General features: G+C 64.4%; 24 protein-coding genes. 14 read left to right on the forward strand and 10 right to left on the reverse strand.

Annotation, left to right across the window (positions count from 1 at the left end; translation table 11 throughout):
* Positions 1-14: 14 nt before the first annotated feature.
* Entirely contained in the window at positions 15-1,175 is a 1,161-nt protein-coding gene (gene rnd / locus ABIN98_RS01175; RefSeq protein ID WP_346906634.1) for a ribonuclease D, read from the reverse strand.
* A gap of 164 nt (positions 1,176-1,339) precedes the next feature.
* Here rnd and aspS point away from each other — a divergent pair, with 164 nt between their 5' ends.
* On the forward strand, positions 1,340-3,127 hold the full coding sequence (gene aspS / locus ABIN98_RS01180; protein WP_346906636.1) for an aspartate--tRNA ligase: 1,788 nt from the start codon (positions 1,340-1,342) through the stop codon (positions 3,125-3,127).
* A 25-nt stretch (positions 3,128-3,152) separates the two neighbouring features.
* Entirely contained in the window at positions 3,153-3,758 is a 606-nt protein-coding gene (locus tag ABIN98_RS01185) for a hypothetical protein (RefSeq protein WP_346906637.1), read from the forward strand.
* A gap of 38 nt (positions 3,759-3,796) precedes the next feature.
* On the opposite strand, the gene ABIN98_RS01190 is transcribed toward ABIN98_RS01185, so the two are convergent.
* A complete protein-coding gene (locus tag ABIN98_RS01190) occupies positions 3,797-4,975 on the reverse strand; it encodes a hypothetical protein (protein WP_346906638.1) in 1,179 nt (392 codons plus the stop codon).
* A gap of 125 nt (positions 4,976-5,100) precedes the next feature.
* Here ABIN98_RS01190 and ABIN98_RS01195 point away from each other — a divergent pair, with 125 nt between their 5' ends.
* Positions 5,101-5,697 (forward strand): MOSC domain-containing protein, encoded by a 597-nt coding sequence (locus tag ABIN98_RS01195; RefSeq protein WP_346906639.1) that lies wholly within the window; start codon positions 5,101-5,103, stop codon positions 5,695-5,697.
* Here ABIN98_RS01195 and ABIN98_RS01200 read toward each other — a convergent pair.
* Positions 5,636-6,040 carry a DUF2293 domain-containing protein gene (locus ABIN98_RS01200; protein WP_346906640.1) on the reverse strand — a complete coding sequence of 135 codons (405 nt, stop codon included), beginning with the start codon at positions 6,038-6,040 and terminating at the stop codon, positions 5,636-5,638. The two genes, ABIN98_RS01195 and ABIN98_RS01200, sit on opposite strands and share 62 nt — an antisense overlap.
* A gap of 92 nt (positions 6,041-6,132) precedes the next feature.
* Here ABIN98_RS01200 and ABIN98_RS01205 point away from each other — a divergent pair, with 92 nt between their 5' ends.
* Positions 6,133-7,152, forward strand: coding sequence for a metalloregulator ArsR/SmtB family transcription factor (locus ABIN98_RS01205; RefSeq protein ID WP_346906641.1), 1,020 nt, complete (start codon positions 6,133-6,135; stop codon positions 7,150-7,152).
* Positions 7,149-8,075, forward strand: coding sequence for a methylenetetrahydrofolate reductase [NAD(P)H] (metF, locus tag ABIN98_RS01210; protein WP_346906642.1), 927 nt, complete (start codon positions 7,149-7,151; stop codon positions 8,073-8,075). Before ABIN98_RS01205 ends, metF begins: the two co-directional genes overlap by 4 nt.
* A 407-nt stretch (positions 8,076-8,482) precedes the next feature.
* Here metF and ABIN98_RS01215 read toward each other — a convergent pair whose 3' ends face one another.
* The gene (locus tag ABIN98_RS01215) at positions 8,483-9,736 is read right to left on the reverse strand and encodes an amidase (protein ID WP_346906644.1); all 1,254 of its coding nucleotides are present in this window, start codon (positions 9,734-9,736) and stop codon (positions 8,483-8,485) included.
* An 82-nt stretch (positions 9,737-9,818) separates the two neighbouring features.
* Here ABIN98_RS01215 and ABIN98_RS01220 point away from each other — a divergent pair, with 82 nt between their 5' ends.
* The 3 genes from ABIN98_RS01220 to ABIN98_RS01230 all read left to right on the forward strand — a co-directional run bounded on the left by ABIN98_RS01220 (position 9,819) and on the right by ABIN98_RS01230 (position 12,559).
* Positions 9,819-11,039: an alanine racemase gene (locus tag ABIN98_RS01220; protein ID WP_346906646.1), complete on the forward strand. Its 1,221-nt coding sequence runs from the start codon at positions 9,819-9,821 to the stop codon at positions 11,037-11,039.
* A gap of 3 nt (positions 11,040-11,042) precedes the next feature.
* Positions 11,043-12,221 (forward strand): MFS transporter, encoded by a 1,179-nt coding sequence (locus ABIN98_RS01225; protein ID WP_346906648.1) that lies wholly within the window; start codon positions 11,043-11,045, stop codon positions 12,219-12,221.
* Positions 12,222-12,313: 92 nt separating this feature from the next.
* Positions 12,314-12,559: a hypothetical protein gene (locus ABIN98_RS01230; protein WP_346906650.1), complete on the forward strand. Its 246-nt coding sequence runs from the start codon at positions 12,314-12,316 to the stop codon at positions 12,557-12,559.
* 151 nt (positions 12,560-12,710) lie between these two features.
* On the opposite strand, the gene ABIN98_RS01235 is transcribed toward ABIN98_RS01230, so the two are convergent.
* Positions 12,711-13,919, reverse strand: a complete 1,209-nt coding sequence (locus tag ABIN98_RS01235; RefSeq protein WP_346906651.1) for a lytic murein transglycosylase — start codon at positions 13,917-13,919, stop codon at positions 12,711-12,713.
* Positions 13,920-13,950: 31 nt separating this feature from the next.
* Complete coding sequence (locus ABIN98_RS01240; protein ID WP_346906653.1) at positions 13,951-14,745, reverse strand: GH25 family lysozyme; 795 nt, start codon at positions 14,743-14,745, stop codon at positions 13,951-13,953.
* 190 nt (positions 14,746-14,935) lie between these two features.
* Between ABIN98_RS01240 and ABIN98_RS01245 the strand changes: the two genes are divergently transcribed.
* Entirely contained in the window at positions 14,936-16,318 is a 1,383-nt protein-coding gene (locus tag ABIN98_RS01245) for a serine hydrolase (RefSeq protein WP_346906655.1), read from the forward strand.
* A 2-nt stretch (positions 16,319-16,320) separates the two neighbouring features.
* On the opposite strand, the gene ABIN98_RS01250 is transcribed toward ABIN98_RS01245, so the two are convergent.
* Both ABIN98_RS01250 and ABIN98_RS01255 read right to left on the reverse strand, forming a co-directional pair.
* Positions 16,321-16,899, reverse strand: coding sequence for a lytic transglycosylase domain-containing protein (locus ABIN98_RS01250; protein WP_346906657.1), 579 nt, complete (start codon positions 16,897-16,899; stop codon positions 16,321-16,323).
* Between the two features lie 96 nt (positions 16,900-16,995).
* Positions 16,996-20,733: a hydantoinase B/oxoprolinase family protein gene (locus ABIN98_RS01255; RefSeq protein WP_346906659.1), complete on the reverse strand. Its 3,738-nt coding sequence runs from the start codon at positions 20,731-20,733 to the stop codon at positions 16,996-16,998.
* Positions 20,734-20,917: 184 nt separating this feature from the next.
* Between ABIN98_RS01255 and ABIN98_RS01260 the strand changes: the two genes are divergently transcribed.
* From ABIN98_RS01260 to ABIN98_RS01270, 3 genes are all read left to right on the forward strand, one after another.
* Positions 20,918-21,499 (forward strand): hypothetical protein, encoded by a 582-nt coding sequence (locus ABIN98_RS01260; RefSeq protein WP_346906661.1) that lies wholly within the window; start codon positions 20,918-20,920, stop codon positions 21,497-21,499.
* Positions 21,500-21,621: 122 nt separating this feature from the next.
* A complete protein-coding gene (locus ABIN98_RS01265) occupies positions 21,622-22,332 on the forward strand; it encodes a DnaJ family molecular chaperone (RefSeq protein WP_346906663.1) in 711 nt (236 codons plus the stop codon).
* Positions 22,329-23,096: an N-acetylmuramoyl-L-alanine amidase gene (locus tag ABIN98_RS01270; RefSeq protein ID WP_346906664.1), complete on the forward strand. Its 768-nt coding sequence runs from the start codon at positions 22,329-22,331 to the stop codon at positions 23,094-23,096. Before ABIN98_RS01265 ends, ABIN98_RS01270 begins: the two co-directional genes overlap by 4 nt.
* On the opposite strand, the gene ABIN98_RS01275 is transcribed toward ABIN98_RS01270, so the two are convergent.
* Positions 23,071-24,078, reverse strand: coding sequence for an alpha/beta hydrolase (locus tag ABIN98_RS01275; protein WP_346906666.1), 1,008 nt, complete (start codon positions 24,076-24,078; stop codon positions 23,071-23,073). The genes ABIN98_RS01270 and ABIN98_RS01275 overlap by 26 nt on opposite strands.
* A 196-nt stretch (positions 24,079-24,274) precedes the next feature.
* On the opposite strand from ABIN98_RS01275, the gene ABIN98_RS01280 reads away from it, so the two are divergent.
* Both ABIN98_RS01280 and ABIN98_RS01285 read left to right on the forward strand, forming a co-directional pair.
* A complete protein-coding gene (locus tag ABIN98_RS01280) occupies positions 24,275-24,949 on the forward strand; it encodes a response regulator transcription factor (RefSeq protein ID WP_346906668.1) in 675 nt (224 codons plus the stop codon).
* 29 nt (positions 24,950-24,978) lie between these two features.
* On the forward strand, positions 24,979-25,275 hold the full coding sequence (locus tag ABIN98_RS01285; protein ID WP_346906670.1) for a DUF6958 family protein: 297 nt from the start codon (positions 24,979-24,981) through the stop codon (positions 25,273-25,275).
* Positions 25,276-25,303: 28 nt separating this feature from the next.
* On the opposite strand, the gene ABIN98_RS01290 is transcribed toward ABIN98_RS01285, so the two are convergent.
* The coding region (locus ABIN98_RS01290; protein ID WP_346906672.1) for a hybrid sensor histidine kinase/response regulator at positions 25,304-25,884 on the reverse strand (581 nt) is incomplete at its 5' end.

Here is a 25,884-nt window from a genome sequence, read left to right on the forward strand (position 1 = left end):
CGGCCGCGCGACGCCTACCCGGAGCCGACGTCGATCACGTCGAGCTTGCGTTCCCTGAAGCGAATGGCCAGTTCGCCGCGGGTCGCGCGAAGCGCCTTGTCGCCGAAGACCTCGCGGCGCCAGCCCTTCAGTGCCCCGACATCGGCGTCTTCGCCATGGATGGCGATCTGCTCGAGATCGTCGGTCGTCGCGATGATCTTCTGGGCGACGCCCTGTTCTTCGGCGGTGAGCTTCAGCAGCACGCGCAGAAGATCGACGGCGGCGCTCGTGCCCTCTGGCGATGCGGGCGGGCGAGGGATTGCCGGCAGGTCGGCCTTGTCCATCTCGAGCGCATCCGTCACCGCCTTGATCAGCGGCGCGGCCATGGACGAGCGCTCGATGCCCTTGTTGAGCGAACGCAACCGTCCGAGCGCTTCCGGCGATTGCGGCTGCTGCTGGGCGATCTCGTAGATGGCGTCGTCCTTGAGAATGCGGCGGCGCGGCTGGTTCCGGTTGCGAGCCTCGTTTTCGCGCCAGGCGGCGATATTCTTGAGGATCTGCAATTCGATTGGCTTGCGGACACGCAGCTTCAGCCGCTGCCAGGCGTCCTCGGGCAGGATGTCGTAGGTGCCGTGGGAAGTCAGCACACCCATCTCCTCGGAGACCCAGTGCGCGCGGTTTTCGTTCCGTAGCGTTTCGGCGAGATGCTCGTAGACATCGCGCAGATGCGTCACATCGGCCAGCGCATAGGAAAGCTGCTTGTCGCTGAGCGGCCGCTGCCGCCAGTCGGTGAATCGCGACGACTTGTCGATATGCGCGCCGGAAATGCGCTTGACGAGCTGGTCATAGGCGATCGCGTCGCCAAAGCCGCAGACCATGGCGGCGACCTGGGTGTCGAAGATCGGCTCCGGCACCGTGCCCGTCAGATTGAAGAAGATCTCGATGTCCTGGCGGGCCGCGTGAAAGACCTTCAGCACATCCTTGTTCGCCAGCAGGTCGAACAGCGGCGCGAGGTCGATCCTCTTCGCCAGCGGATCGATCAATAGCGCCTCGTCGGCGCTTGCGACCTGGACGAGGCAGAGCTCCGGCCAGAAGGTGGTTTCACGGATGAATTCCGTGTCGATCGTTATGAACGGATGATGCGCGAGGCGCGCACAGGCAGCGGAAAGTTCTTCCGTTGAATCAATGGGCTTCATGGCAAAGGTCTTTAGCGGTGTCGCCGTGGTTTGTCGATTGCCGCGCGACACCTCTCGCTTGCCTTGACAAATCGCTTGCCCCATGCGCTTTTCCGCGCGATTTCCCGCACCACTGAAATTGCGGCGTGCCAATCGCGCGCCCGGGCACACAAAGGCGAATATTCATGCACCGTTATCGCAGCCACACATGCGGAGCCCTCCGCAAAACGGACGCCGGATCGACCGTGCGCCTGTCGGGATGGGTTCACCGCGTGCGCGACCATGGCGGAGTTCTCTTCATCGACCTTCGCGACCATTACGGCGTCACCCAGGTCGTCGCCGATCCCGATTCCGCCTGTTTCGCCACGGCCGAGAAGGTTCGCGGCGAATGGGTCATCCGTGTCGATGGCGAGGTCAAGCCGCGCACGGACGAGACCGTCAATTCGAACCTGCCCACCGGCGAGATTGAAATCTTCGCGCGCGAGATGGAAATCCTCTCCGAGGCGAGCGAGTTGCCGCTGCCGGTCTTCGGCGAGCCGGACTATCCCGAGGACATTCGCCTCAAATACCGCTTTCTCGACCTGCGCCGCGACACGCTGCACAAGAACATCGTCACCCGCACCAAAGTGATCTCCTCCATGCGCAACCGCATGGTGCAGGCGGGGTTCACCGAATACCAGACGCCGATCCTGACCGCGTCGTCGCCGGAAGGCGCGCGCGACTTCCTCGTGCCGTCGCGCATTCATCCGGGCGAGTTCTACGCGCTGCCGCAGGCGCCGCAGCAATACAAGCAGTTGCTGATGGTTTCCGGCTTCGACCGCTATTTCCAGATCGCGCCCTGTTTCCGCGACGAGGATCCGCGCGCCGACCGCCTGCCGGGCGAGTTCTACCAGCTCGACCTCGAAATGAGCTTCGTCGAACAGGACGACGTGTTCGAGGCGATGGAGCCGGTCGTTCGCGGCATCTTCGAGGAATTCGCCGAAGGCAAGCCGGTGACCGGGGAGTTCCCGCGCATCGCCTATGACGACGCGATCCTGAAATACGGCACCGACAAGCCTGACCTGAGAAACCCGATCGTCATGCAAGACGTGTCGGAACATTTCCGCGGCTCCGGCTTCAAGGTCTTCGCCAACATCCTCGCCAACGATCGGCGCGGCGCCGTCTGGGCGATTCCCGCGCCGACCGGCGGTTCGCGCGCCTTTTGCGACCGCATGAACTCCTGGGCGCAAGGCCAGGGCCAGCCGGGCCTCGGCTACATCTTCTGGCGCGAGGAAAACGGCAAGGTCGAGGGCGCGGGCCCGATCGCCAAGAACATTGGCGAGGAGCGCACCGAGGCGATCCGCCTGCAGCTCGGCCTGAAGCCGGGCGACGCCTGCTTCTTCGCCGCCGGCGACCCGAAGAAATTCGCCGGTTTTGCCGGCGATGCGCGCACCCGTGCCGGCGAGGAACTGGACCTTGTCGACCGCGACCGTTTTGCGCTCGCCTGGATCGTCGACTTCCCGTTCTACGAATGGGACGAGGACGAAAAGAAGGTCGATTTCGGCCACAACCCCTTCACCATGCCGCGCGGCGGCCTGGGCGCGCTCGAAAACGAGGATCCGCTCAACATCAAGGCGTGGCAGTACGACCTTGTCTGCAACGGCTACGAGATCGCGTCGGGCGGCATCCGCAACCATCTCCCCGAGGTGATGGTCAAGGCGTTCGGCATTGTCGGACTCGACGCGAAGACGGTCGAGGAGCGCTTCGGCGGCCTGTTCCGAGCCTTCCATTACGGTGCGCCGCCGCATGGCGGCATGGCGGCCGGTGTGGACCGTATCGTCATGCTGCTGGTCGGCGCGAAGAACCTGCGCGAGGTGACCCTGTTCCCGATGAACCAGCAGGCCGAAGACCTTCTGATGGGCGCTCCGGCTCCGGCATCTCCGGCGCAATTGCGCGAACTCTACCTTCGCTCGATCCCGCCGACCAAGGAATGAGCTGAAAAGGGAAGGCGGCTGCGACATGACCATCCGCCTTCTCGTCACCGGTTTCACGCCTTTTCCGGGTGCGCCGCATAATCCGACCGAACGGCTGATCCGCCATTTCGAGGCCAACCCGCCCTTTGTCGGGTCGGACGTCGAGTGCCGGTTCGCGGTGCTGCCGGTCGATTACGCCGATACCATTCCGGCGCTCGAGGACGTCGCATCCACTTTCGAGCCGCATGTCGCCGTGCATTTCGGCCTGGCGAAGACAGCGGTAGGCTTTCGCCTGGAACGTCTGGCGCGCAATGCGATTGCCTCTGACGCGCCGGATAATGCCGGCAACATTCCCGAAGCGTCGCCCATACTGCGCAACGCAGACGATATCCCGTCATCCCTGCCGCTTGCGCGCATCGCCGAGGCGCTGGAAGAACGCGGCCATACCGTGGAATGGTCTGACAATGCGGGCGGCTATCTGTGCAATTACGTCTTCTTCCACTCCGCCGCCGGCCTGTGCCGGGGGCTTGCCGCATCCGTGAACGGCTTTGTCCATGTCGGCCCGGCGAACGCGGCCGAGGACTTCAACAAAATGGTGGAAGGCGCGGAAACGATTCTGGAAATCTGCGTTTCCGAAGCGCGCGGAATGTGAGCCCGGCGGCTGACCGCCGGGCTCTGTCCGAAGGCGGACTAGTCGTTGGCGGTGACCTTGATGTTCAACACGCCGATGATCGACTGCGGCGCGGCCATCGCGGCGCCGACGATCTGGGCGACCGGCACGGGATTCGCCGGCAAGGCGGCGATCTTCAGCGAACCGGGGCTGTCGAGAAACGCGCCGACGGCGGCCGAAGCGGAGGCGGCGAAATCCGGGTTCTGCAACTGCGCCAGCGCGAAGGGCAGGGTGCCCTTGGCCATCGCGACGACGCCCTCGCGGGTACTGCCCTGCTGCTTGGCGACGAAATCGAGGATCTTTCCGGTCGCTGAATCGTCGTCCAGTTCGACCGAGATATTGCCGATCTGCAACTGCTGCATCAGACCCATCATCGCAAGCCCCTTGGCCTGGTCGCTCTGGTCCTGCATCTGCTTGTTCATTTCCTGCATCGCAGCGATGAGTTCGGGCGTGTAACCGCCGACTGCGAGGTCGATATTCAGCGCCGCCGCGTCATCGAGGATGATGGACTGGCTCATCGTGGCATCGCCATTGCCGGCGTTCCACTGGCCCGTGACGTTGACGCGTCCGGTCAGCGTCTCGTAGCCGAGTTCGCCCATCGTCGCCTTCGCCTTCGGATCTTCAACCTGCGCGAAGTCGATGGTGAAGTCCTTGACCTTGACGTCGTAGGTCATGGTCCCGCCGACCTCGTAGGGGCTCATCGCGACGGACACGCCCTCGAGCTCAAAGACCGGCGTGCTGCTCTTGGCGATGGTCAGGCCGCCGATTTCGTAGTTACGGCAGAAGCCGCCCTTGGCGATCGGATCGGTCTCTTCCGGTCCGGCGATGTAGCAGCCTTCGAGGACAGCACCCTCGAAGGCCACGGTATAGCCGTCCTTTACGTTGCTGAACGCGGGCATCCCGGCGCGGCTGACGGTGAACGCGCCATTGCCCGCTTCCTCGACGCCCTCAAGCAGTATCTCGTCTATCGTGAATTTGTCGTCGGCCCCTGTTGGCGAGACCGTGACGCCGGACAGGACGACATTGTTTCCGCGCATCTCGGCCGATTCCGCAGTCAATTCCATGCCTTGCAGCGACAGCTGGCGCTTCAGCCCGTCAATCACGGCGTCGGCGCTGACTTCGGCATGTGCGCCTGCGGCAAGGGATAGAAGCAGCGCGCTTGCGGCCGCGGATGAGATCAATAGTCGTTGAGCGGTCATGAAAATCCTCATTGAAAAGCGAAAACGCGTTCATCTACGCTGTAATCGGCGGCCATTGTGTGTCAAAAAGCACATCGGCCGGCACCGGCCTCCTCCTCGAAATCAGCCGAAACCGGAACATCGCCATGAGCTTTCCCGAGATTGTGCCGTCCCGCAAGCTTTCCGGCGTTGTCGGCGGGTTGTTTTCTGCTCTCGGTAAAGAATTCGTGACCGCTCGGGTGGACGAGCTGGAGCTGACATACGAAGGCATTCCCGGCGACACCCATTCGGGTTGGCTGCGCAAGTCGGGCAGCCGCGAGCCGTGGTATCCGCGCGGCACGGAGATGCGCAACGAACGCCAGGTGACGATCCTCAGTCGCGCCGAACTGGCCGAGGCCGCCGCCGAGATGGGCATCGATACGATCGAGCCCGAATGGATCGGCGGCAACATCACGCTGGACGGCATCCCGATGCTCTCCATGCTGCCGGCCGCAACGCTCCTCTTCTTCGAGGGCGGGGTGACGTTGAAGGTCGATTTCCAGAACGGCCCGTGCCGGATTTCCGGCGCATCGATCGCGCGTCATATCGGCAGGGAAGGAGATACCGGACTGGCGCTCTCTTTCGTCCCCGCGGCCAAGCGCCGCCGCGGCCTGTTGGCCTGGGTCGAAAAGCCCGGCACGATCAGGACCGGCGAGAGCGTCCGCGTCCAGCTCCCGGAGCAGTGGATCTACCCGGCGGGCTAGCGTCCCCGTCCTCGCCCTCCACGGGATCGGGCAGGTTGGCGTCCGTCTCGGTCCCGTCGAGCAGGCGTGTCGCCTGCCAGCGCTCCAGCACCGCATTGATGTCGTCCATGACGAAATGGCGCGCCGCGTCGCGGTCGTAGCCGTCATCCATCAGCTCGTCGTAATCCGTGTGAACGTGGCGGATATGGGCGACCAGCGACAGCCACACCGAGACCGGTGGGGGCAGGGAGCGCAGGTGCGGCTGCGCGGCGAGCCGCTTCACATCCTCCGCTTCGTTGAACGGAATCATCGGCGTCAGGTTTCTGAGCGCCTTGGCGATTTCCGTCTGCCGTTTCGTTGCCATGGCTTTTCGTTTCCGGCGTCAATCGTATCAGGTCACTTGCATCGCGCGGAAAAATGACATAAACATATCTTTATATCTTTTCCGGAGTAGGCATGACCGCACCCGCTTTCCATCTCGATACGATTGTCGACGTCCTCAAGACAATAGCCGAGCCGACGCGCCTGCGTGTCCTCAAGCTGCTTGCGGAAACGGACCTGACCGTTTCGGAACTGACCGGCATTCTTGGTCAGTCGCAGCCGCGCGTTTCCCGCCATCTGAAGCTGATGCTCGACGCCCGTCTGATCAAGCGCCAGCAGGAAGGGTCCTGGGCGCTGTTCAGGCTCAGCCGCGACGCGGCCAGCGACGTCCTCGTGCAGGAACTTCTCGTCCGCATCGACGAGAGCGACGAGACCATTCGCCGCGATAGCGAGCGGCTGGAGGAGGTCAAGCAGAAACGCCGCGAAAAGGCGTCCAGCTACTTTTCCAGAAACGCGGCAAGCTGGGACGAGATCCGCTCGCATCATGTGGCCGACAAGCTGGTCGAGGAGGAACTCATCGCGCTCGTCGGCGACAAGCCGGTGCGCTACATGCTCGATCTGGGTACCGGCACCGGCCGCATGCTCGAACTCTTCTCTGATCTCTACCAATACGGCATCGGCGTCGACGCCAACCGCGAAATGCTCAACGTGGCCCGCGCCAATCTGGATGCGGCGGGCGTGCGCAATGCCGAGGTGCGCCTCGGCGACGTCTACAATCTGCCTGTTGTCCGCAACGGCTTCGATCTGGTGATCATCCACCAGGTTCTGCATTACCTCGATGACCCGGCCGCGGCGGTTCGCCAGGCGGCCCGCGCATTGCGCCCCGGCGGCCGGCTGGTCATCGTCGATTTCGCCCCGCACCATCTCGACTACCTCCGCGACGAGCACGCGCATCAGCGCCTCGGCTTCGCCGATACGGACATTGAGGGCTGGTTCCGGGAAGCCGAACTGGAACCGGGCTCGTCGCGGGCGCTCGCCGCCGGCAAGAGCGCGGCCGATCAGCTCACGGTCAAGATCTGGGTCGCGCAGGACCCGCGTATCGAGATCGCCGACGAGGACGAATCAACTCAATCCCCCCTGGAGTATGTGGCATGAGACATTCCGTGAAACGGATCGCAGGCGCCCCCGGAACCGGAAAGGATATCCGCGTTTCCTTCGAGTTCTTTCCGCCGAAGAATCCGCAGATGGAAGCGACGCTGACCGATACGATCAACCGGTTGAGCCCGCTATCGCCGGAATTCGTCTCGGTCACCTATGGTGCTGGGGGTTCCACCAAGGACACCAGCCGCAAGACGCTGCAGACGGTGCTCGCCACCGGCAACACGCCGGCTGCCGCCCATATCACCTGTGTGGGCGCGACCCGCGACGAGATCGACGCCGTCGTCCGCGATTTCGCGGCGCTCGGCATCCGCCGCTTCGTTGCTCTGCGCGGCGACCCGTCCGGCGGCGTCGGCACCCGCTACCAGCCGCATCCCGACGGCTATCAGAATGCTGCGCATCTGGTGGCCGGCCTGAAGGCCTTCGGCGATTTCGACATCTCCGTCGCCGCCTATCCGGAGCGCCATCCCGAGAGCGCCGATCTCGCCACCGATCTCGACATGCTCAAACGCAAGGTCGACAATGGCGCGACGCGTGCCATTACCCAGTTCTTTTTCGACAATGACGCCTATGAGCGTTACGTCGAAAGGGTGCGCCGCGCCGGCATCTATATCCCCATCGTTCCGGGCATCGTACCGATCCACAATTTCTCCGCCGTGCGCAATTTCGCCTCGAAATGCGGCACCGGCATCCCCGCATGGCTGGCGGACCGTTTCGACGGGCTCGATCAGGACCCGCATACGCATTCGCTGGTCGCCGCCGCGGTTGCGGCCGAGCAGGTCTTCGATCTCGTCGATCGCGGCGTCGACGATTTCCATTTCTACACGATGAATCGTCCGGATCTTGTCTTCGCGATCTGCCGCCTGATCGGCATTCGCGAGACCGGGGAGGCGGCCCGTCGCGAATTGCACGCGGCCTGAAGCAGCAGGCCGCCGAGCGAGTTAAGGTGTTGAAATGCAAGAGCCCGGGCCGCCGACAGCGGCCCGGGCTTTTGCTTGATTGTTTTCAGGGGGCGGTCTTCACACCGCATCGAGCCCTGTCAGGGCAGGACTCCGAAAACAAGGGCGCCTAAGAATAAGAACGCGGCACAAATCATCATGAAGTTGAGTGAACGTGTCAGTCCCATAGCAAGCCTCCTTGCTTTACAGCTTCCGAATCTAAGCGCATCCGACGAAGGTACAAGAGAATTTCATGCTGCATTGCGAAGCGCGTTGACTCGTTTTGCGAGAAAGACCGCTCAAGCACGCGTCAGGTTTGGACTTTTTGCAGTGCGCAATGATCCGAAAAAAATCGTCCGCACCCGGCCTGGCGGGTGTGCATAAGCTGACTATGGCTGCAATCGGGCGGCGATTTCGCCCTCGAGCCAGTGCCCGGCCTGCAAAGTCTGCTTGTCCCGCCCGAACCGTCCGATGAGCTGGATACCGAGCGGCATGCCGGCGGCGTCGGCAAGCCCCGGCACGTTGACGCAGGGGTTTCCGGTGAGCGTCCAGGCCTTGTTGAACAACGCCGAGCCCGTCGTTCCGAGGCTGCGCAAGGGCCCGGCGCCCGGGGCTGACGGGGCCAGCAGCACGTCGATATCGTCGAACAGGCCTGTTGCCGCCTTGCGCGCATGCCGCGCCGCGCGTCGCGCCTCGTCATAGACATGTGGCGGGATGGAACGGCCTTCTTCCAGCGTCTCGCGCAGGATGTCGCTCAATTCGTTGGCATGAAAGGCGAGGTCATGCGCAAGCGAAATCGCCGCCTCATAGCCCTGGACCGCCGCGTGCACCTCCCGGCCGCGCCGGATCTGGTCGGGTTCGGCGACCTCGAAAACCGTCGCGCCCGCGCGTTCGGCGATTTCCGCGGCCCGCGTGACGGCGTCGCGCATCTCCACCGAGGCTTCGCTGTCGATCCCGCTGCGATAAAGTCCGATTCGGGGAGGGGTGGCGACGGGATCGGCGGCAAGATCGCGCCGGCCGAGCAGCGCCGCGAACAGTGCCACGTCCGCGACGCTCGCGGCAAAGAAGCCGGTCGTGTCCAGCGTCCAGGCAAATGTCTTCATGCCGCCGGTCGGAAACAGGCGGAAACTCGGCTTGTAGCCGGCGATGCCGCAAAAGGCGGCGGGGCGAATCACCGAACCGCCGGTCTGCGTGCCGATGGCGGCCGGGATCATCCCTGCGGCGACGGCCGCCGCCGAACCCGATGACGAGCCGCCCGGCGAATGCGCCGGATCGTGCGGATTGACGGTTTTCGCGGGGTCGAGGAAGGCGAGTTCGGTCGTCACCGTCTTGCCGACGATATGCGCGCCGCGCGCCCTTGCCATGGCGACGATCGGCGCGTCCGCGCGCGGCCGGAAACCCTCATAGATCGGCGATCCGTAGCGCGTCGGCATGTCGTATGTGTCGAAAATGTCCTTCACGCCGACGGCGATGCCGGCGAGCGGTCCTTCCTTCGCAATCGGGGCACCTTCGGGCGCCAGCGCCTCGAAGGCGTGTATGTCGCCGTCCCGCTCGCCAATCTTGGCGCGGCTGCGCGCCACGGCTGCCGCCGGTGTGTCGCGCCCGGCGGCGATATCCGCTATGATTTTCGAAACCGACTGCAACGCTTCCCCCCTTTGCGCCGTTTGGCGTACTCTGCTCTAACCACAAGTCACGGCCTGGCGGAAGAATCGCGGAAAGTCTTTCATGGAACGATTTGCCACAGCGCGCGACGCAGCCCTGAAACTCCGGCCGGACGTGCCGGTCTATTGCTTCCGCCCGCATGTGCTGCGCGAGGATGCGAAGAACTTCAAGGCGTTGTTCCCCGGCACGACCGCCTATGCGGTCAAGACCAATGGCGAGCCGATGGTCATCCGCACGCTGGTCGAGGCAGGCATCGATGTCTTCGACGTCGCTTCGCCCGCCGAGTTCCAGACCGTCCGCAGCATCGCGCCCGATGCCGAGCTTCTCTACATGCATCCGGTCAAGGCGCAGTCGGACATCCGTCTTGCCCTGGAACATTACGGCATCCGCGTCCTCGTCGTCGATCACGAGGACGAGGTCGCCAAGATCCTGCGCATCGCCCGGGCGCTCGACATCGACCACACGACCATGACGGTCTTCGTCCGCCTCGCTACAAAGGGCCACGCGGCCTATGAGCTGTCGAAGAAATTCGGCGCCGCGCCTGGCCACGCCGTGGAACTGTTGCAGCGCCTGCACGGCATCGGGTTCAAGACCGGCCTGTGCTTCCATGTCGGCAGCCAGGTGGAGGAGTCCGACACCTATGAGCGCGCGCTGGCCTCTGCCGACTGGGTGCGCAACCGCGCCGCCGTTCCGCTTGCCGGCCTCGATGTCGGCGGCGGCTTTCCCGCCGAATATGGCCACGATCCGAAGAGCCGCGCCCCGCGACAGCCGCCGCTCGAAGAACTGATGGCCAATTTGCGCAGCTCACTGGAATACTGGGAATTCGACGAACTGCCGCTCGTCGCCGAGCCCGGCCGCGTCATCGTCGCCCGGGCCTTCTCGCTGATCGTCCGCGTGCTGCTGCGAAAGGGCAAGCGGCTCTATATCAATGACGGCATCTGGGCGTCCCTGTCGGACAGCTGGACCGGCAAGATAACCCTGCCGGCCCGCTTCATCCCCGACCCGACCATCCGCCGTCGCAATGGCGATGCGGAGAAGATCGTGCCCTTCAAGGTCTGCGGCGCGACCTGCGATTCCGTCGATATCCTGACCCGGCCCTTCTATCTGCCGGAGACGGTCGACACCGGCGACTGGATCGAGATTGGCCATATCGGCGCCTATTCCATGGCGCTCAGGACCCGATTCAACGGTTTCTATCCGGACACATTCGTCGAGGTCGACCAGCCTTTCGATGCGGGTGACGCCCCCGAAGGCTTCGCCAGCCTCGAGACGATGGCGGACTGACCCATGGCCGCCGGCAAGTGGGCCTCGGTCGGCATCCTGCTCGTCGTCGAGTGCTTTGCCCTTTCGCTCTGGTTCGTGTCCGCGGCGATCCTGCCTGGCATGATGGCGGAAACCGAGATCACGCCGTTCCGGCAGGCGGCCCTGTCGAGCGGCGTGCAATTGGGCTTCGTCGCGGGCGCGCTGGTCTCTGCGGTCCTCGGCCTGCCGGATCGCTTTGATCCTCGCCGGGTCATGGGCATTGCGGCCGTATCGGCCGGCGTCATCAACTTGACGCTCCTGGTCTCGGTGCCGGGAAGTACGGCCGCCATTGCCGCCCGGTTCATGACAGGTGCCATGCTTGCCGGCGTCTATCCCGTCGGCATGAAGATCGCGGTCGGCTGGGGCGAGAAGGATCGCGGCTTCCTGGTCGGTACGCTTCTCGGCGCGCTGATTCTGGGGAGCGCCTTGCCGCATCTGTTTGCCCTGACAGGCAGCGGAGACTGGCGTCTCACCGTCTTGATCGCTTCCATCGCCGCAATCTTTGCGGGATTGGTCGGGCAACTTGCCTCGCTCGGACCGCATCATGCCCGCGCCGCGCGCTTCGATCCAAGCGTTGTCGTCACCGCCTGGACCAACCGCAAGATCCGGCTCGCCTATGCCGGCTATTTCGGCCACATGTGGGAACTCTATTCCATGTGGGCCTGGATCGCCGTGATCGCGGCGCTCTCCTACGCCCGCCACATGCCGGAGGAACGGGCCGCGACACTGGCCTCCGTAACGGCCTTTGTCTCGATTGCTTCGGGAACGGTCACGAGCGTCATTGGCGGCCGAATTGCCGATCGCGTCGGCAAGGCCGATGTCGCGCTTTACGCCATGGTGGTCAGCGGCGCTTGCGCCGTGTTCACCGCCATCGCCTTCGGCGGACCGGTTTGGCTTTTCTTCCTGATCGTTGTCCTTTGGGGTGCCTCGATCAGTCCGGATTCGCCTCAGTTCTCTGCGCTCGTCGCCGACAATGCGCCATCACACCAGGCCGGCAGCCTGATGACGCTGCAAACTGCGCTTGGATTTGCCCTGACATTCTTCACCGTGCAGGCGACCCCGGTTCTCGCCGAATGGTGGGGCTGGCCGCCGGTCATCGCCATCATGGCGCTTGGGCCGGCCTTCGGCATCTACGCGATGGCGCGGCTGACTGCGACGCCATGACGCGAGGGAACCAATCCGGTCGCTTCAACTTGTCCCATTGTCTGCCGCGCGTACGGGCATAGACTCGGCTGTATCAACACGGGAAAATTCCCATGCCGAAACTCGTTCGTTTCGTCCTGATCAACAGCATTATCGGCATCGTTCTCGGCTGGCTGATTGCCGCCGCGATGGTACATTTCAACATCGGCAATCTGGGCGAATTGATCAGCCACACCGACCACAAGGTGGCGGCCGTGGCGCTGCTCGGCCTGACCTTCGGCATCACCTTCGGCTTCGCCTATCTGGCGACCGCCGTCATGCTGATCCCGACCAGCAAGGACGACTTCGACAAGCTTTAGGCTGGTCAGCTTGGCCTTTCGAGATTCGCGTTTGGACGTGGCGAAAACAGTGTCTTTCGAGAACCGGAGCGGAGCGTACATAAGGTACGTGAGCACCGGAAGCGCAGGAAGACGCTGTTTGCAGCCCGTCCAGGCGTGAATACCGGAAGGTCTAGAGCGCGTTCAGAAGCGTCGCCGTCGGCCATGCATCGGCGGGCATGCCGAGGCGGCGCTGTTCCTCGCGCACCGCGTCGCGCGTGCCGGCGCCGAGAATGCCGTCGATCTCGCCGACATCGAACCCGTCCGCATTGAGCTTGGCCTGCAACTGCTTCATTTGCGCCTGGTTCAGTCCGGGCTCCGGATTGCCTTCGGTGAAGATCGGGGCGCCGCCGAGCCGGGTGGAAAAATAGGCCGCCGTCAGCACATAGGTCAGCGACTGGTTCCATTCGAGGAACACGTTGAAATTCGGATAGGCGAGGAAGGCCGGCCCCTTGCGTCCCATCGGGATCAGCAGATGCGTCGCCGCGTTGTCGGGCAGATCGCCGTTGCGCGCGGTTACGCCGCGCGCCTTCCATTCGGAAACGGGCAGGGCTTCATGCAGGCCGGTATCGTACCATTCCATTTCCGCCGGCACCTGCACCTCGATCAGCCACGGCTCGTTGGCCCGCCATCCGAGCGACTGCAGAAAATTCGCGGCGGTCATGATCGCGTCAGGCGCCGAGGTCTTGAGCTTGATGGCGCCGTCGCCGTCGCCGTCGCGGCCCTTGGTCAGGTAGTCTTCCGGCAGCACCTGCACCATGCCGATCTCGCCGGCCCATGCCCCGGTGATGTCGCGCGGCACGACGCCGAGATCGATCAGCCGGGCAAGCGCGATCAGCTGCGGCCGGAACAGTTCCGGGCGGCGGCAGTCATGCGCCAGCGTGGCGATCGAGTTGAGCGTGTTGAAATCGCCCTGATAGCCGCCGAAATCGGTCTCCAGCCCCCAGAATGCGGTGATCACCTCCGGCGCGACGCCATATTCCGAGCGTGCGCGGTCGAAGGTCGATGCATATTGCTTCAGCTTGGCGGCCCCGACATCCAGCCGGTTCTGCGAGATCAGCCGGCGCGCGAACGTGGCGAAATCCAGCGTGAAGACGCCCTGCGCCCGGTCGCGTTTCAAGACCTCGGGATTGTTCTGCGCGGACGCGATGGCGTTGAGGCCGGCCTGTCCGACCCCCGCCGCGCGCGCTTCCTCCACCACGGCGTTGCGCCATGCGCCGAAATCGCCGCCGCACGACGCCTGCGCGAGCGCGCCGCTTGCCGGAAGCAGGAGCGCAAGCCCGGCCAGCAGGAGGCGTGCATGGTTTCTCATGGCACGGGTTTTCACGGCATGGGTTCTCATGGTGGACGTCTCCTCGCGAAAGTCGATGAAATCAGATGCTGTTGGCGGAAATCCAGTCCCGCCATTCGGATGCGCTGCCGGCAAATGCGTTGATGTCGGTATCGCCCGCCACGCCCGGCACCACGCCGGTGCCCGTATATTGCCAGAACGACCAGTTGCGGCCCGGATAGGTGACGCGCGGATGCGCCTTGACCGTGCGCAGCCAGAAGGTCTCGCCGCGGAAATGGCCGGCGATATTGTGCTCGTAGAAATCCGGCGTCGTGTAGATTACCGGCCGCTTGCCGTAATGCCGTTCCAGCGCGTCGAGGAAGATTGTCATCTCCGAGCGCACGACGGCAGGGGCGGGGCGTTTCTTGCAGCTCGGCGAGGCGTGGTTCCATTCCATGTCGAGAACGGGCGGCAGCATGCCGCGTTCCTTCGGAACATGTCTGATGAACCAGCGGGCCTGTTCGATCGCCGGACGGCAGAAATAGTAGAAATGATAGGCGCCGCGCGCAATGCCGGCGGCCTTGGCTCCGCGCCAGTGGCTCTTGTAGCCGTCGTCGACGCGGTCGCCGCCCTCGGTCGCCTTGATATAGGCGAAGGCAACGCCGCCGCGCTTGACCTTGCGCCAGTCGATCTCGCCCTGGTATTTCGACACGTCGATGCCATGCACGGCATAGCCATGCGGCGCACCACCCTCGAAGGCGTGGACCGGATCGTTGTCGGAGAATTTGGGCGCAGCCAGCGGCAGAACGGAATCGGTGAAGTCGTAGGAAATCTGCGAGCAGCCCGAAACGGTCAGTACAGCGGCGACTGCGAGAATGCGCCACAAGTGCGAAAGCACCGATTCGTCCCCTTTCTGCCCCAAGCTCTTCTAGCGTAAATTGGCTGTGCCGTCATGGCTTCAAGGCAACAATTATGGTTCTTCCGTGACGGCCCCCGCGACATTTCGCGGGTCGGCACGGAACCGGTTGACGAACGCGGCTCGGCGCGACTTACTCCGGCCAACAACAAGAAGAACGGGGTGGCAGGACATGCGCATTGTCAAGGGGGTCGTCGCTTTGCTGGCGGCCGTCATTATCGGATTTGCCGGATGGCTCTATTTCGCGCCACCGGACCTGATCCGCGTCGGCTCGCAATATTCGGCGAAAATCGTCTGCTCCAACGTCTTCCTGGCCGAGCGCGACCCGCAGGCGACGCTCGAAACCGATGTCCAGGCGCCCGGCCACTGGCTCCTGCGGCTGATGAATGTGTCCGTCGACCGGACCGCCGGCGTCGTGCGCGCCGGCCTGCTGGGCGTCTTCGGCGGCGGCCTGTCGGTCTATCGCGAGGGGCAGGGCTGTGCGGCCGTCCCGGACGGCGATCTCGATGCGGTTCGCGCCCAGTCGGCGCCGCCGCCCTCGCAAGTGGCCGCGCCGGGCGACGGCGTCTGGCCAGAGGGCGGAACGGTCGAGCCGCTTGAGGACATCGAACTCTATGCGGTGCTCAATGACGAGGCGCTGGTCGGCCCGGGCATGCGCGCCGTCGTGGTCGTTCGTGACGGCCGCATCGTCGGGGAACGTTATGGCGAGGGCTTCGACGAGAAGACGCGCCTGCTCGGCTGGTCGATGACCAAATCCGTCACCGCGGCGCTGATCGGCCGGCTGGTGCGCGAAGGCCGCATCTCGGTCGAGGAAACCGGGCTCTTCGCCAACTGGACGGACGAGCGGAGCAAGATTTCTGTTGCCGACATGCTCGGCATGGCAAGCGACCTGACCTGGAACGAGGACTATGGCGACGTCTCCGACGTCACCCGCATGCTCTATCTCGAACCCGACATGGCCGGCTTCGCCGCCTCCATGCCGCTGGACGCCGAAACGCAAGGCGGAATCGGCGAGGTGTTCGAGTACTCCTCCGGAACGACCGTGATGCTGTCGCGGATCTGGGAAAATGTCTTCGACAGCCCGACCGAAGCGCTCGCCTTCCCGCGCGACGCCCTGTTCGGGCCGCTCGGCATGACCTCAGCCGTGCTGGAGACGGATGCGCGCGGCACCTTTGTCGGATCGTCCTATCTCTACGCGACGGCGCGTGACTGGGCTCGGATGGGCCAGTTCCTGTTGCAGCGCGGCGTCTGGAACGGCCACTCGCTGCTTCCGGTCGGCTTCGTCGACTGGATGGTCGAGCCGCATCCGGCGTCCGGTGGCGAATATGGCCGAGGCCATGTCTGGCGCCGCGCGCCGAATGCCTGGCTGCCGGGCGACAATCCGGATCTGCCAGAGGATGCCTTCTTCATGTCCGGCCATGACGGCCAGTCGGTTTCGATCGTACCCTCGGAAAATCTGGTGGTCGTGCGCCTCGGCCTGACGCCGAGCCGGCTGAACTACAAGCCGGCCTTTCTGGTGCAGGCGCTGATCGATACGCTGGATCGCGCGGAGTAGGACTATTGCGCGCGCAGGCCGGTTTCGACCAGCATGCCGCGGCTTTTCGCGACGTAGTAATATCCGGCGGAATAGAGCTGCACGGCGCGGTCATGCGAGCCGTCGGCCAGCAGCCATGCGCCCCGCAGATATTTGACGCCATATTTGAGATTGGTCTCGGCGTCGTAGAGCCCGGCCGCGTCGCCGCGATAGCCCATTGTGCGCGCGGTCTCCGGCTTGATCTGCATCAGCCCGTAATGGCCGCCATTGCGCGCCTGCGGATTGTAGGTGCTCTCGCGCTTGACCACGCGATGCACCAGCGCCTCCGGCACGTCATATTCGTGCGAATAACGGCTGATCATGGAATCGATGGGCTGGCGGGTCTTCGGCCCGGAAAAGGAGGCCGGCGCCGCATAGGCCATCTCGCTGAATTTTTCGACATCCATCGCCTGCTCCTCGGCAAGCGAGGGCGCGGCCATGGCGGCCGGCGCGATCGAAAGCGTATCGACGACGCCATTCGCCGTGCATCCGGCGAGACCCGTCATGCAAAGCACAGCGGCGATCGCGGGCAAGCGATTGAAAATGGGATTGGCAGTCGGCATACGCTGAACCTGGAATTGTCCGTCTCGTGAGCCTGTCGGCCCTTTTGGGCTCTTTCAGGGCAAAATGGGCGGAATCAGGGCAAAGGCTGTGGATTCCTACTCCGGCAGATACCCTCCCGGCGTCGGCGTCGTCACGATAACCGCCTCGCCGGCCTTCACGCTCGTCTGATCGCAGTGCTTCAACTGTTCCAGCCTCCCGTCCAGTCGGCGGATTTCCGTCTTGCCGCATTCTCCGTCACCGCCGCCGTCGAGACCCTTCGGCGGGTTGATGCGGTGTGACGACAGGATCGCGCATTCCATGTCTTCGCGGAACCGCAGCACCCGCCGCGTTCCGTCTCCGCCATGGAACTTGCCGCCCCCGCCGGAGCCTTTCCGGATCGAGAATTCCTCGACCACGATCGGGTAGCGCATCTCGAGGATTTCCGGGTCGGTCATGCGCGTATTCGTCATATGCGTATGCACGCCCGACGCGCCTGCGAAACCGCGGCCCGAATTCATCCTGCCCGCCGGTGAGCCTGAACAGATCGTCTCGTAATTCTGGTAACGCGCATTGCCATAGGTGAGGTTGTTCATCGTGCCCTGCGCATTCGCCAGGGCATCGAGCGCATAGAGCAGGCAGTTCGTCACATGCTGGCTCGTCTCGGTGTTGCCGGCGACGACGGCGGCCGGGTAGCTCGGCTTCAGCATGCAGCCATCCGGGATGACGATGTTGAGCGGCCGCAGGCATCCCGCATTCATGGGGATATTGCCCTCGACCATCAGACGGAACACATAGAGCGTGGCGGCGCGGGCCACCGGCTCCGGCGCGTTGAAATTGTTCTTTTCCATCGGCGACGTGCCGGCGAAGTCGACCGTCGCCTCGCGCTTTTCCTTGTCGACGGTGATCTTCACCTTGATCGTCTGCCCGTTGTCGGTCGGATATTCCGCCTCGCAATCGGCCAGCGCGTCGATCACCCGGCGTACGCTTTCCTCGGCATTGTCCTGCACGTGGTTCATGTAAGCCTGCACGACGGGCAGGGTGAAATGGGCGACCATCCTGCGAAGCTCGGCAACGCCCTTTTCATTGGCGGCGATCTGGGCGCGCATGTCGGCGAGGTTCTGTTCCGGATTGCGCGCCGGCCATGGGTGGTCGGTCAGCAGCTTGATGAAGGCCTCGCCGCGCAGCCGCCCGTCCTCGACCAGCTTGAAATTGTCGATCAGCACGCCTTCCTCGTCGACATGGGTCGCCCGCGGCGTCGCCGAGCCCGGGGCCATGCCGCCGATATCGGCATGGTGACCGCGCGACGCGACGAAGAACAGGATGCGGTTTTCCTCGTCCTTCGAGGCTCGCCCCGCTCGCACCCCAGAATGAGGCAAACCTTCGCCCTCATCCTGAGGTGCGCCGCCGACAGGAGGCGCCTCGAAGGGCGAGGGCGAGGCGAAGACCGGCGTCACCACCGTGATGTCCGGCAGGTGCGTGCCGCCATTGTAAGGCGCGTTCAGCGCATAGACGTCGCCCGGCTTCATCTGAGGGTTCTGACGGATGATCGCTTCCACGGAACGGTCCATCGAACCCAGATGCACAGGCATGTGCGGCGCATTGGCGACCAGCGCGCCGGTGTGGTCGAACACCGCGCAGGAGAAATCGAGCCGTTCCTTGATGTTCACCGACGAGGCGGTGTTCTGCAGCGTCACGCCCATCTGCTCGGCGATCGACATGAACAGGTTGTTGAACACTTCCAGCATGACCGGATCGGCCTGCGTGCCGATTGGCGCGACGCGGTCCTTCGCCTCGAAGCGCGTCAGCAGCAACTGGTTGTTGCCGGTCACTTCCGCCTGCCAGCCCGGCTCGACCACGATGGTCTGGTTGTCCTCGACGATGATGGCAGGGCCCTTCACCCGATCGCCGGGAACCAGCGGATCGTCGGCGTCGGCCGTGCGAAGGAACAGGCTCGCATCCCGCCAGGCGCCGCCCATGAAGGCTTTCTGCCCGTACCCGGCCTCGCGCTCGCGCGCCTCCGGCGGCGTATCGGCCTCTGCCTCGGCGTGTTCCGGCACCGCCTCGGATGCCTCGATGCCGACCGCCTCGACGATCAGCCCGCGCGACGGGTCGGTGAAGCCGAACTGCGCCATATGCGCCGCCTCGAAATCCTTCGCCGCCTTGTCGAGGTCCTTGCCGTCATAGGGCACCTCGATGGTCGTATCCGTGCCGGAATAGCGCAGATGCAGGACCGGCTGCGTCTCGATGGCGTCGGTGGCGATGCCCTGCGCCTCCAGTTCGCCGCTCGCATCTGCCGTCAAGTCCCCGATCAGCCCGTCGATCGCCGCCCGGCTGTTTTCCTCCAGCGGTTCGACCAGCGCATGCTGGCGCGAGGCATAGGTCTTCGACAGCCCGATCCCATAGGCCGACAGCAGGCCGGAATAGGGGTGGATCAGCACCGCCTTCATGCCGAGCGCATCGGCGACGAGGCAGGCATGCTGGCCACCGGCACCGCCGAAACAGTTCAGCGCATAGCCGGTCACATCATAGCCGCGCTGCACCGAGATCTTCTTGATCGCGTTGGCCATGTTTTCGACCGCGATGGTGATGAACCCTTCCGCGACTTCCTCCGGCGTCCGCCCGTCGCCGACCTTTTGCGCCAGCGTCCGGAACCGTTCGCGCACGGTCTCGGCGTCGAGGCGTTCGTTCTGTTCCGGTCCGAAGATCGCGGGGAAGTGCATCGGGTCCAGCTTGCCGGTCATCACATTCGCGTCGGTGACCGTCAGCGGCCCGCCGCGCCTGTAGGCGGCGGGGCCGGGATTGGCGCCCGCCGAATCCGGGCCGACCTGAAAGCGCCCGGCCTCGTAATGCAGGATCGAGCCGCCGCCCGCGGCCACCGTGTGGATCCGCATCATCGGCGCGCGGATGCGCACGCCCGCCACCTCGGTGTCGAAGGCGCGCTCATAGCTTCCCGCATAATGCGCGACATCCGTGGACGTGCCGCCCATGTCGAAGCCGATCACGTCATGGTAACCCTCGGCCTTCGCCGTCTCCACCATGCCGACCACGCCGCCGGCCGGACCGGACAGGATCGCATCTTTCCCCTGGAACAGGTCGGCCGCCGTCAGCCCGCCTGACGACATCATGAATTGCAACCGCGTGCCGCCGGGATGGTCGGACACGCCAAGCTCGCTCGCCACCTGATCGACATAGCGCCTGAGGATCGGCGACAGATAGGCGTCGACCACCGTCGTGTCGCCGCGCCCGACCAGCTTGGCCAGCGGCGACACCTTGTGGCTGACGGAGATCTGCGAGAACCCCATCAATTCCACCATCTCCTCCGCCGCCAATTCGTGCGCCGGATGCGCCCAGGCATGCATGAAGGCGATGGCGACGGCGTTGATGCCTTCGTCATAGGCCGTTCTGACGGCGATCTCGACGGAGGCGAGGTCCACCGGCGTCTCGACCGTTCCGTCGGCCAGCACGCGTTCCGGCACCTCGATCACCCGCTCATAGAGCTGTTCGGGCAGGATGATATCCTTGGCGAAGATGTCGGGCCGCGCCTGGTAGGCGATGCGCAGCGCATCGCGAAATCCCTTGGTGATCAGCAGCAGCGTGCGGTCGCCTTTGCGTTCCAGCAGCGCATTGGTGGCGACGGTCGTTCCCATGCGCACCGTGCCGATCCGGACCGCCGGCACCGGCTGGCCTTTCGGAACACCGAGCAGGTCGCGAATGCCCTGCACGGCGGCGTCGCGATAGGCTTCCGGATTTTCGGAGAGCAGCTTGTAGGGATGGATGGTGCCGGCCGGGTCCACGCCGAGGACATCGGTAAAGGTGCCGCCGCGGTCGATCCAGAAATCCCACCTGTCGCTCATTCGTCGCTCCTGTTGTGCTCGCGGTTTTGTGGAGGAGATTGACGGAACGGGCAACCCTTGCCCCGGACCGATTGCTGCCGGCCGTTTGTTACAGCCCGTGAAATTCTTTGAAACCGTCGCAGGAACGCATGTGCCCGACTGCCGTTGGCTAGGCGATAACGACAAAACAGCGAGGTATGAAAAAATGCGTAAACTGCTTCTCTCCACCGTTTCCGTCGCCGCTCTGGCCACGCTTGCCGCCTGCAGCGACGAGACCGCCGAAAACACCGAAGGCAATCCGACCGCCGTCGAACAGACTGCCGAAGTCGACACCACCGTTCCGACCGTCGATGAGCAGGAAACCACTGCCGACAACGGCATGACCGACGAGACCATGTCCGGCGGCGACACGCAGATGCAGGCCGGCGCCGAGACCGGCAGTGACACGATGACGTCGGGCGATATGACCGCGACTGCCGACGCCTCTTCGACCGCCGATGTCGAGGAAGCCAAACAGGCCGTGGCGGACGCTCGCGACGCCATCCAGAGCCAGTCCGAATCGGCTGCCGTCCAGGCCCTGATCGAGGTCGAGCGCGCGATCGACAATCTCGACGGTCCGGCCGAAGCGCAGCAGGCCGTCGACGAGACCCGCAACCAGGTCATCGAGGGCAATTTCGAAGCCGCGCTCGCTTCGCTCAGCGATGTCGAGATGGCGATCGACGCCAGCGCACAGGCATCCGCCGGCGCGTCGGTAACAGACGAAACGACGGCCAGCACGACTGAATAACAACAAGGCTGTTTGTTTGAGAAACGCCCGGGTCCGAAACCCGGGCGTTTTTGCGTTTCCAGGCGACACTCTGTCGGCGCAAACGCCCTTACATCGCCATCGCCCATCGGCTATGAGAAACCATGTCGATCTGGGTCCGAATCTCCGATTTCGTCTCCACAAAGGCGACCACCGCGCTGTCCGGGCTGGTGGAAACCGTGCGCACGGCCTTTGCCGGCGATCCGGCGACCCGTCGCCGAGTCGCCTTTTCCATCGCCATGATCGCGCTGTCCGCGAAGATGGCGAAGGCCGACGGCGTCGTCACCAATTCGGAGGTCGACGCCTTCCGTGAAATCTTCGAAATCCCCGCCGATGACGCGAGACGCGTCGCCGGCCTTTACAACCTCGCCAAGCAGGATGTTGCCGGCTACCGCGCCTATGCCGAACAGGTCGCCTCGCTTTGTGGCACCGGTTCGCCGGACTGTCCGCTCTTGATCGACGTCCTCGACGGCCTCTTCCACATCGCCAAGGCGGACGGCGTCATCCACTCCAAGGAACTGGATTTCCTCACCGAAGTCGCCGGCATTTTCGGCATCTCGGGCACCGCGTTCGAGCGCGTCGTCGCCCGTCATGTCGACAAGGGCCATCGCGATCCCTGGCGCATTCTGGGTCTGGAGCCCGGCGTCGGCCATGCCGAGGCGCGGCGGCGTTATTTGCAGCTGGTACGCGAGAACCATCCCGACCAGCTTGTGGCGCGCGGCCTGCCGGAGGAGTTCCTCAAGATCGCCAATGACCGCATCGCGGCCATCAACGATGCGTGGGAAGTCCTGGAGCCGGAGCTCAAACGCGCATGAACGACGCGCCCTTCGCGCCGGATTATGTCGATGCCACAGTCCGCCCTTCGCCCAATATCAACGAGCGCAAGGGTGTCGGGCCGGTCGATATCCTGCTACTGCATTATACCGGCATGGAGACGGGGCAGGGCGCCGAGGACTGGCTCTGCGATCCGCAAAGCGAAGTTTCCTGTCACTACATCGTCCATGAGGACGGGCGCGTGGTCCAGATGGTGCCGGAAGCGCTTCGGGCGTGGCATGCCGGCCGCAGCCACTGGAAGGGCGAGACCGACATCAATTCCCGCTCCGTCGGCATCGAGATCGTCAATGGCGGCCACGAATTCGGGCTTCCGGCCTTTCCCGACAGGCAGGTCGAAGCGGTGATCTTGCTGTCCCACGACATCCTCGCCCGCAACACGATCCCGCCGGAGCGGGTACTGGCGCATTCCGATGTGGCTCCGGGCCGCAAGCGCGATCCGGGCGAATTGTTCCCGTGGGACCGGCTCGCCGCCGTCGGTGTCGGTCACTGGGTGGAGCCGGTGCAGATTGGCGGCGGACGGTTCTTCTCGACCGGCGATTCCGGCCAGCCGGTCGAGGCGCTGCAATCCATGCTGGCGATGTATGGCTACAATGCAGCCATCACCGGCGTCTTCGACGAAAACACCGCTGCGGTGATCGCGGCGTTCCAGCGCCATTTCCGCCCCGCCCGCGTCGACGGCGTCGCGGATGCCTCGACAATCGAAACGCTGCACCGGTTGCTTACCGCGCTTCCCGCCTGGTCGTGACCGCGTCGATCCTGCTGTTCAGGAAAGCATCCATCTGCGCAAGGCTCGCTTCGGCCTGCGCCGTGGGCCAGCACTGGAAGACGTGGCAGCCGCCCGGATAGATCGCGAGTTCGACGCCGTTTCCGGCGGCGTGCCAGCGCTGCGCCATCATCATCGTGTCGTCGATCAGCAAATCCTTCGTGCCGCAGGTGAAGAGGGCCGGTGGCATGCGGTCGAGCTTCGCATAGAGCGGCGAGATATCCGGGTGCCGCCGGTCAGGCGCGTCCCCGAGGAGAAGCCCCGTGCTGTGGATGACGTCTGCCGTGGCGAGAACGAGCGGTTCTTCGCCCCAGTTCCGCACGCTCGGCGTGCCGCCGAGATCGTAGCAGCCGGCAACGAGGTTGGCCGCGTGGAAAGGCCACAACCCGTGCCGGTCGCGCAGCCGCAGAAGCGTCACCGCGGCAAGATGTCCGCCCGCCGATTCCCCGCCGATTGCGAGGAATTCGTGCGGCAGGCCGTGACCGCTATCCGTCAGCAGCCAGAGCGCCGCCGCCTCGCAATCGTCCGCCGGTTCGGGATAAGGGTGTTCCGGCGCCAGCCTGTAGTCGACCGAGACCGTGACCAGCCCGGTATTCTCGGCGATCCGCCTCAGCCTCCCGTCGTTTTCGGATGGCGAACCCATGACCCAGCCGCCGCCATGGATATGCAGATAGGTACCGCGCGCGGGGCGGTTGCGGGGTCGCAGGACGCGAAGCGGGATATCGTGCCCGCCGGGTCCGGCGGCGAGGAATATTTCGGCGTCGGGATCAGGCGCGCAGAGCGGAAAAATGCTTTGTCCGGCCGCCCGCCGCATGCGCGCCACTGCCGGCGGCGTTGCCCGGCGGTCGGGAACGGCGGACAGTGTATCGACGATGCGGGCGTTGAGCGCGCGCGCCTCTTCCGGGATGCTGTCCTCGGAGAAAACCGCCGCCCCCGGCCATTTCGGATCGGCAAACTCGGTCATGCAGTTGTCTCCGTCGGCGGAAGAAGCAGATGCGGCACCTATACAGGCTTTCCTGAACTTTTCCCGCCCCGTTTGGCCGAAATTTCGTCTCTCCTTGCCCGAGATGGCGGCCATTGCCTTGACAGCACATGTCCTGCCGCCGTCATAATCGGTTTAGATCGGCTGGAGGATTTCGGACGATTCGGGGGAGCATGAAATGGCGGTACATATTCTGGTTGCGGACGATCATCCCTTGTTCAGGGACGCAATCAAGTCTGCCATCAACATACCGATGGGTGACGACCTCGCGCCGCCGGTGATCAGCGAGGCCGAGGATTTCGGCTCCGCCATGGCGGCCCTCAACGACAATCCCGACACCGATCTGGTCCTGCTCGATCTCTCCATGCCCGGTTCGAGCGGCCTCTCTGCCCTGGTTTCCGTGCGCGCCACCTATCCGGCAGTGCCAGTAGTCGTTATCTCGGGCACCGACGATGTCTCCACCGTCCGCCGCTCGATCGATCTCGGCGCATCGGGCTTCATCTCCAAATCCGCGCGCACCGACGTGATCCGGCAGGGCGTCGCTGACGTGCTGGCCGGCGAAATCGCGCTGCCCGAGGGCATGAATCTCGGCTCCGAACACGATCCGGAAATCGAGGATCTGATCCGCCGCATCCGTACGCTGACGCCGCAACAGGCGCGCGTGCTCGGCATGCTGGGCGAGGGGCTGTTGAACAAGCAGATCGCCTACGAGCTCGGCGTCTCGGAAGCGACCATCAAGGCGCATGTCTCGGCGGTCCTTCAGAAGCTGAACGTCGACAGCCGCACCCAGGCGGTCATCCTCCTGTCGAAGATCGGCTCCGACATGCTGCGCGACGACGCCGACGAAGACTGAGCGCCGGCGCTCGCATTCGAGGATTGCAGATGTCTGAGTCCGAAAAGATCGAGATCGAGAACATCACGTCGCCCGGCCGGGTCACCCGCGTCGACAAGGCGAAGTATCTCGCGATGGAGACGGCCTATCTGTCGGTCCTGCCGAAGGCGGCGCCGGGAATCACCTCGGCGGAAGCCAAGCAGCGGCTTCTTCCCCTGTTGCCTCAGGACCTGTTTCCAGGCGGTGCAAAAGCGGGCTGGTGGTTGAAGGCGGCCCAACTGAACCTAGAAGCAAAGGGCCGGGTCGTCAGGCAGGATACAAAGCCGTTGCGGTTTCATCTGGCCTAGGAAAAGAGCTTCCGCCGGCTTCGATGCCCTATTCGGCGGCTGCGCGCTCCTGCGACACATTCGAGAGAAGCGCCCTGAGCGCCGCCGGCTTGAGCGGCTTGTTGAGGATATGGATCTCCGCATTGGCGGCCGCCGCGCGCAGCGGCGCAGAGCGGTCGGCCGTCGCGAGGATCGCGAACATGTGCGGCGCGAGCCGCGACCGCACCGCGGCGATCACGTCGAGCCCGTTATGGCCGTCATCGAGATGGTAGTCGGCAATGATCACGTCGGGGACCGCGCCGGCCTTGGAGATTTCCTTCAGCAGGCTCTTCTGCGTCGGCGCGGCGACAACCTTGGCGCCCCATCCCTCCAGCAGCACGCGCATGCCGGACAGGATCGTCTCCTCGTTGTCGATGCAGGCGACGACCATGCCGGCGAGCACCTGGCGCGAGGCCGCAGCGCGGGCGGCGCGGGCCGGCTTGACGGTCAGTTCGGCTTGCGAGCGCGGGATGCGCACCGAGAACATCGTGCCCCTGTTCTGCTGCGACTTCATCTCGATGGTCAGGTCCAGCACGCGCGAGATGCGGTCGACGATCGAAAGACCGAGGCCCAGCCCGCTGGCGATGCGCG

This window comes from uncultured Roseibium sp., from assembly GCF_963675095.2.
Classification (GTDB): domain Bacteria; phylum Pseudomonadota; class Alphaproteobacteria; order Rhizobiales; family Stappiaceae; genus Roseibium.

Bases quoted from the DNA above. Each gene is read 5' to 3' on its own strand.
- ABIN98_RS01270 (WP_346906664.1), top strand. From the start codon at position 22,329: ATGAACGACGCGCCCTTCGCGCCGGATTATGTCGATGCCACAGTCCGC.
- ABIN98_RS01205 (WP_346906641.1), top strand. From the start codon at position 6,133: ATGACCGCACCCGCTTTCCATCTCGATACGATTGTCGACGTCCTCAAG.
- ABIN98_RS01200 (WP_346906640.1), bottom strand. From the start codon at position 6,040: ATGGCAACGAAACGGCAGACGGAAATCGCCAAGGCGCTCAGAAACCTG.
- ABIN98_RS01285 (WP_346906670.1), top strand. From the start codon at position 24,979: ATGTCTGAGTCCGAAAAGATCGAGATCGAGAACATCACGTCGCCCGGC.
- metF (WP_346906642.1), top strand. From the start codon at position 7,149: ATGAGACATTCCGTGAAACGGATCGCAGGCGCCCCCGGAACCGGAAAG.
- ABIN98_RS01220 (WP_346906646.1), top strand. From the start codon at position 9,819: ATGGAACGATTTGCCACAGCGCGCGACGCAGCCCTGAAACTCCGGCCG.
- ABIN98_RS01190 (WP_346906638.1), bottom strand. From the start codon at position 4,975: ATGACCGCTCAACGACTATTGATCTCATCCGCGGCCGCAAGCGCGCTG.
- ABIN98_RS01280 (WP_346906668.1), top strand. From the start codon at position 24,275: ATGGCGGTACATATTCTGGTTGCGGACGATCATCCCTTGTTCAGGGAC.
- ABIN98_RS01195 (WP_346906639.1), top strand. From the start codon at position 5,101: ATGAGCTTTCCCGAGATTGTGCCGTCCCGCAAGCTTTCCGGCGTTGTC.
- ABIN98_RS01260 (WP_346906661.1), top strand. From the start codon at position 20,918: ATGCGTAAACTGCTTCTCTCCACCGTTTCCGTCGCCGCTCTGGCCACG.
- ABIN98_RS01225 (WP_346906648.1), top strand. From the start codon at position 11,043: ATGGCCGCCGGCAAGTGGGCCTCGGTCGGCATCCTGCTCGTCGTCGAG.
- ABIN98_RS01185 (WP_346906637.1), top strand. From the start codon at position 3,153: ATGACCATCCGCCTTCTCGTCACCGGTTTCACGCCTTTTCCGGGTGCG.
- ABIN98_RS01230 (WP_346906650.1), top strand. From the start codon at position 12,314: ATGCCGAAACTCGTTCGTTTCGTCCTGATCAACAGCATTATCGGCATC.
- ABIN98_RS01255 (WP_346906659.1), bottom strand. From the start codon at position 20,733: ATGAGCGACAGGTGGGATTTCTGGATCGACCGCGGCGGCACCTTTACC.
- aspS (WP_346906636.1), top strand. From the start codon at position 1,340: ATGCACCGTTATCGCAGCCACACATGCGGAGCCCTCCGCAAAACGGAC.
- ABIN98_RS01235 (WP_346906651.1), bottom strand. From the start codon at position 13,919: ATGAGAACCCATGCCGTGAAAACCCGTGCCATGAGAAACCATGCACGC.
- ABIN98_RS01265 (WP_346906663.1), top strand. From the start codon at position 21,622: ATGTCGATCTGGGTCCGAATCTCCGATTTCGTCTCCACAAAGGCGACC.
- ABIN98_RS01275 (WP_346906666.1), bottom strand. From the start codon at position 24,078: ATGACCGAGTTTGCCGATCCGAAATGGCCGGGGGCGGCGGTTTTCTCC.
- rnd (WP_346906634.1), bottom strand. From the start codon at position 1,175: ATGAAGCCCATTGATTCAACGGAAGAACTTTCCGCTGCCTGTGCGCGC.
- ABIN98_RS01250 (WP_346906657.1), bottom strand. From the start codon at position 16,899: ATGCCGACTGCCAATCCCATTTTCAATCGCTTGCCCGCGATCGCCGCT.
- ABIN98_RS01245 (WP_346906655.1), top strand. From the start codon at position 14,936: ATGCGCATTGTCAAGGGGGTCGTCGCTTTGCTGGCGGCCGTCATTATC.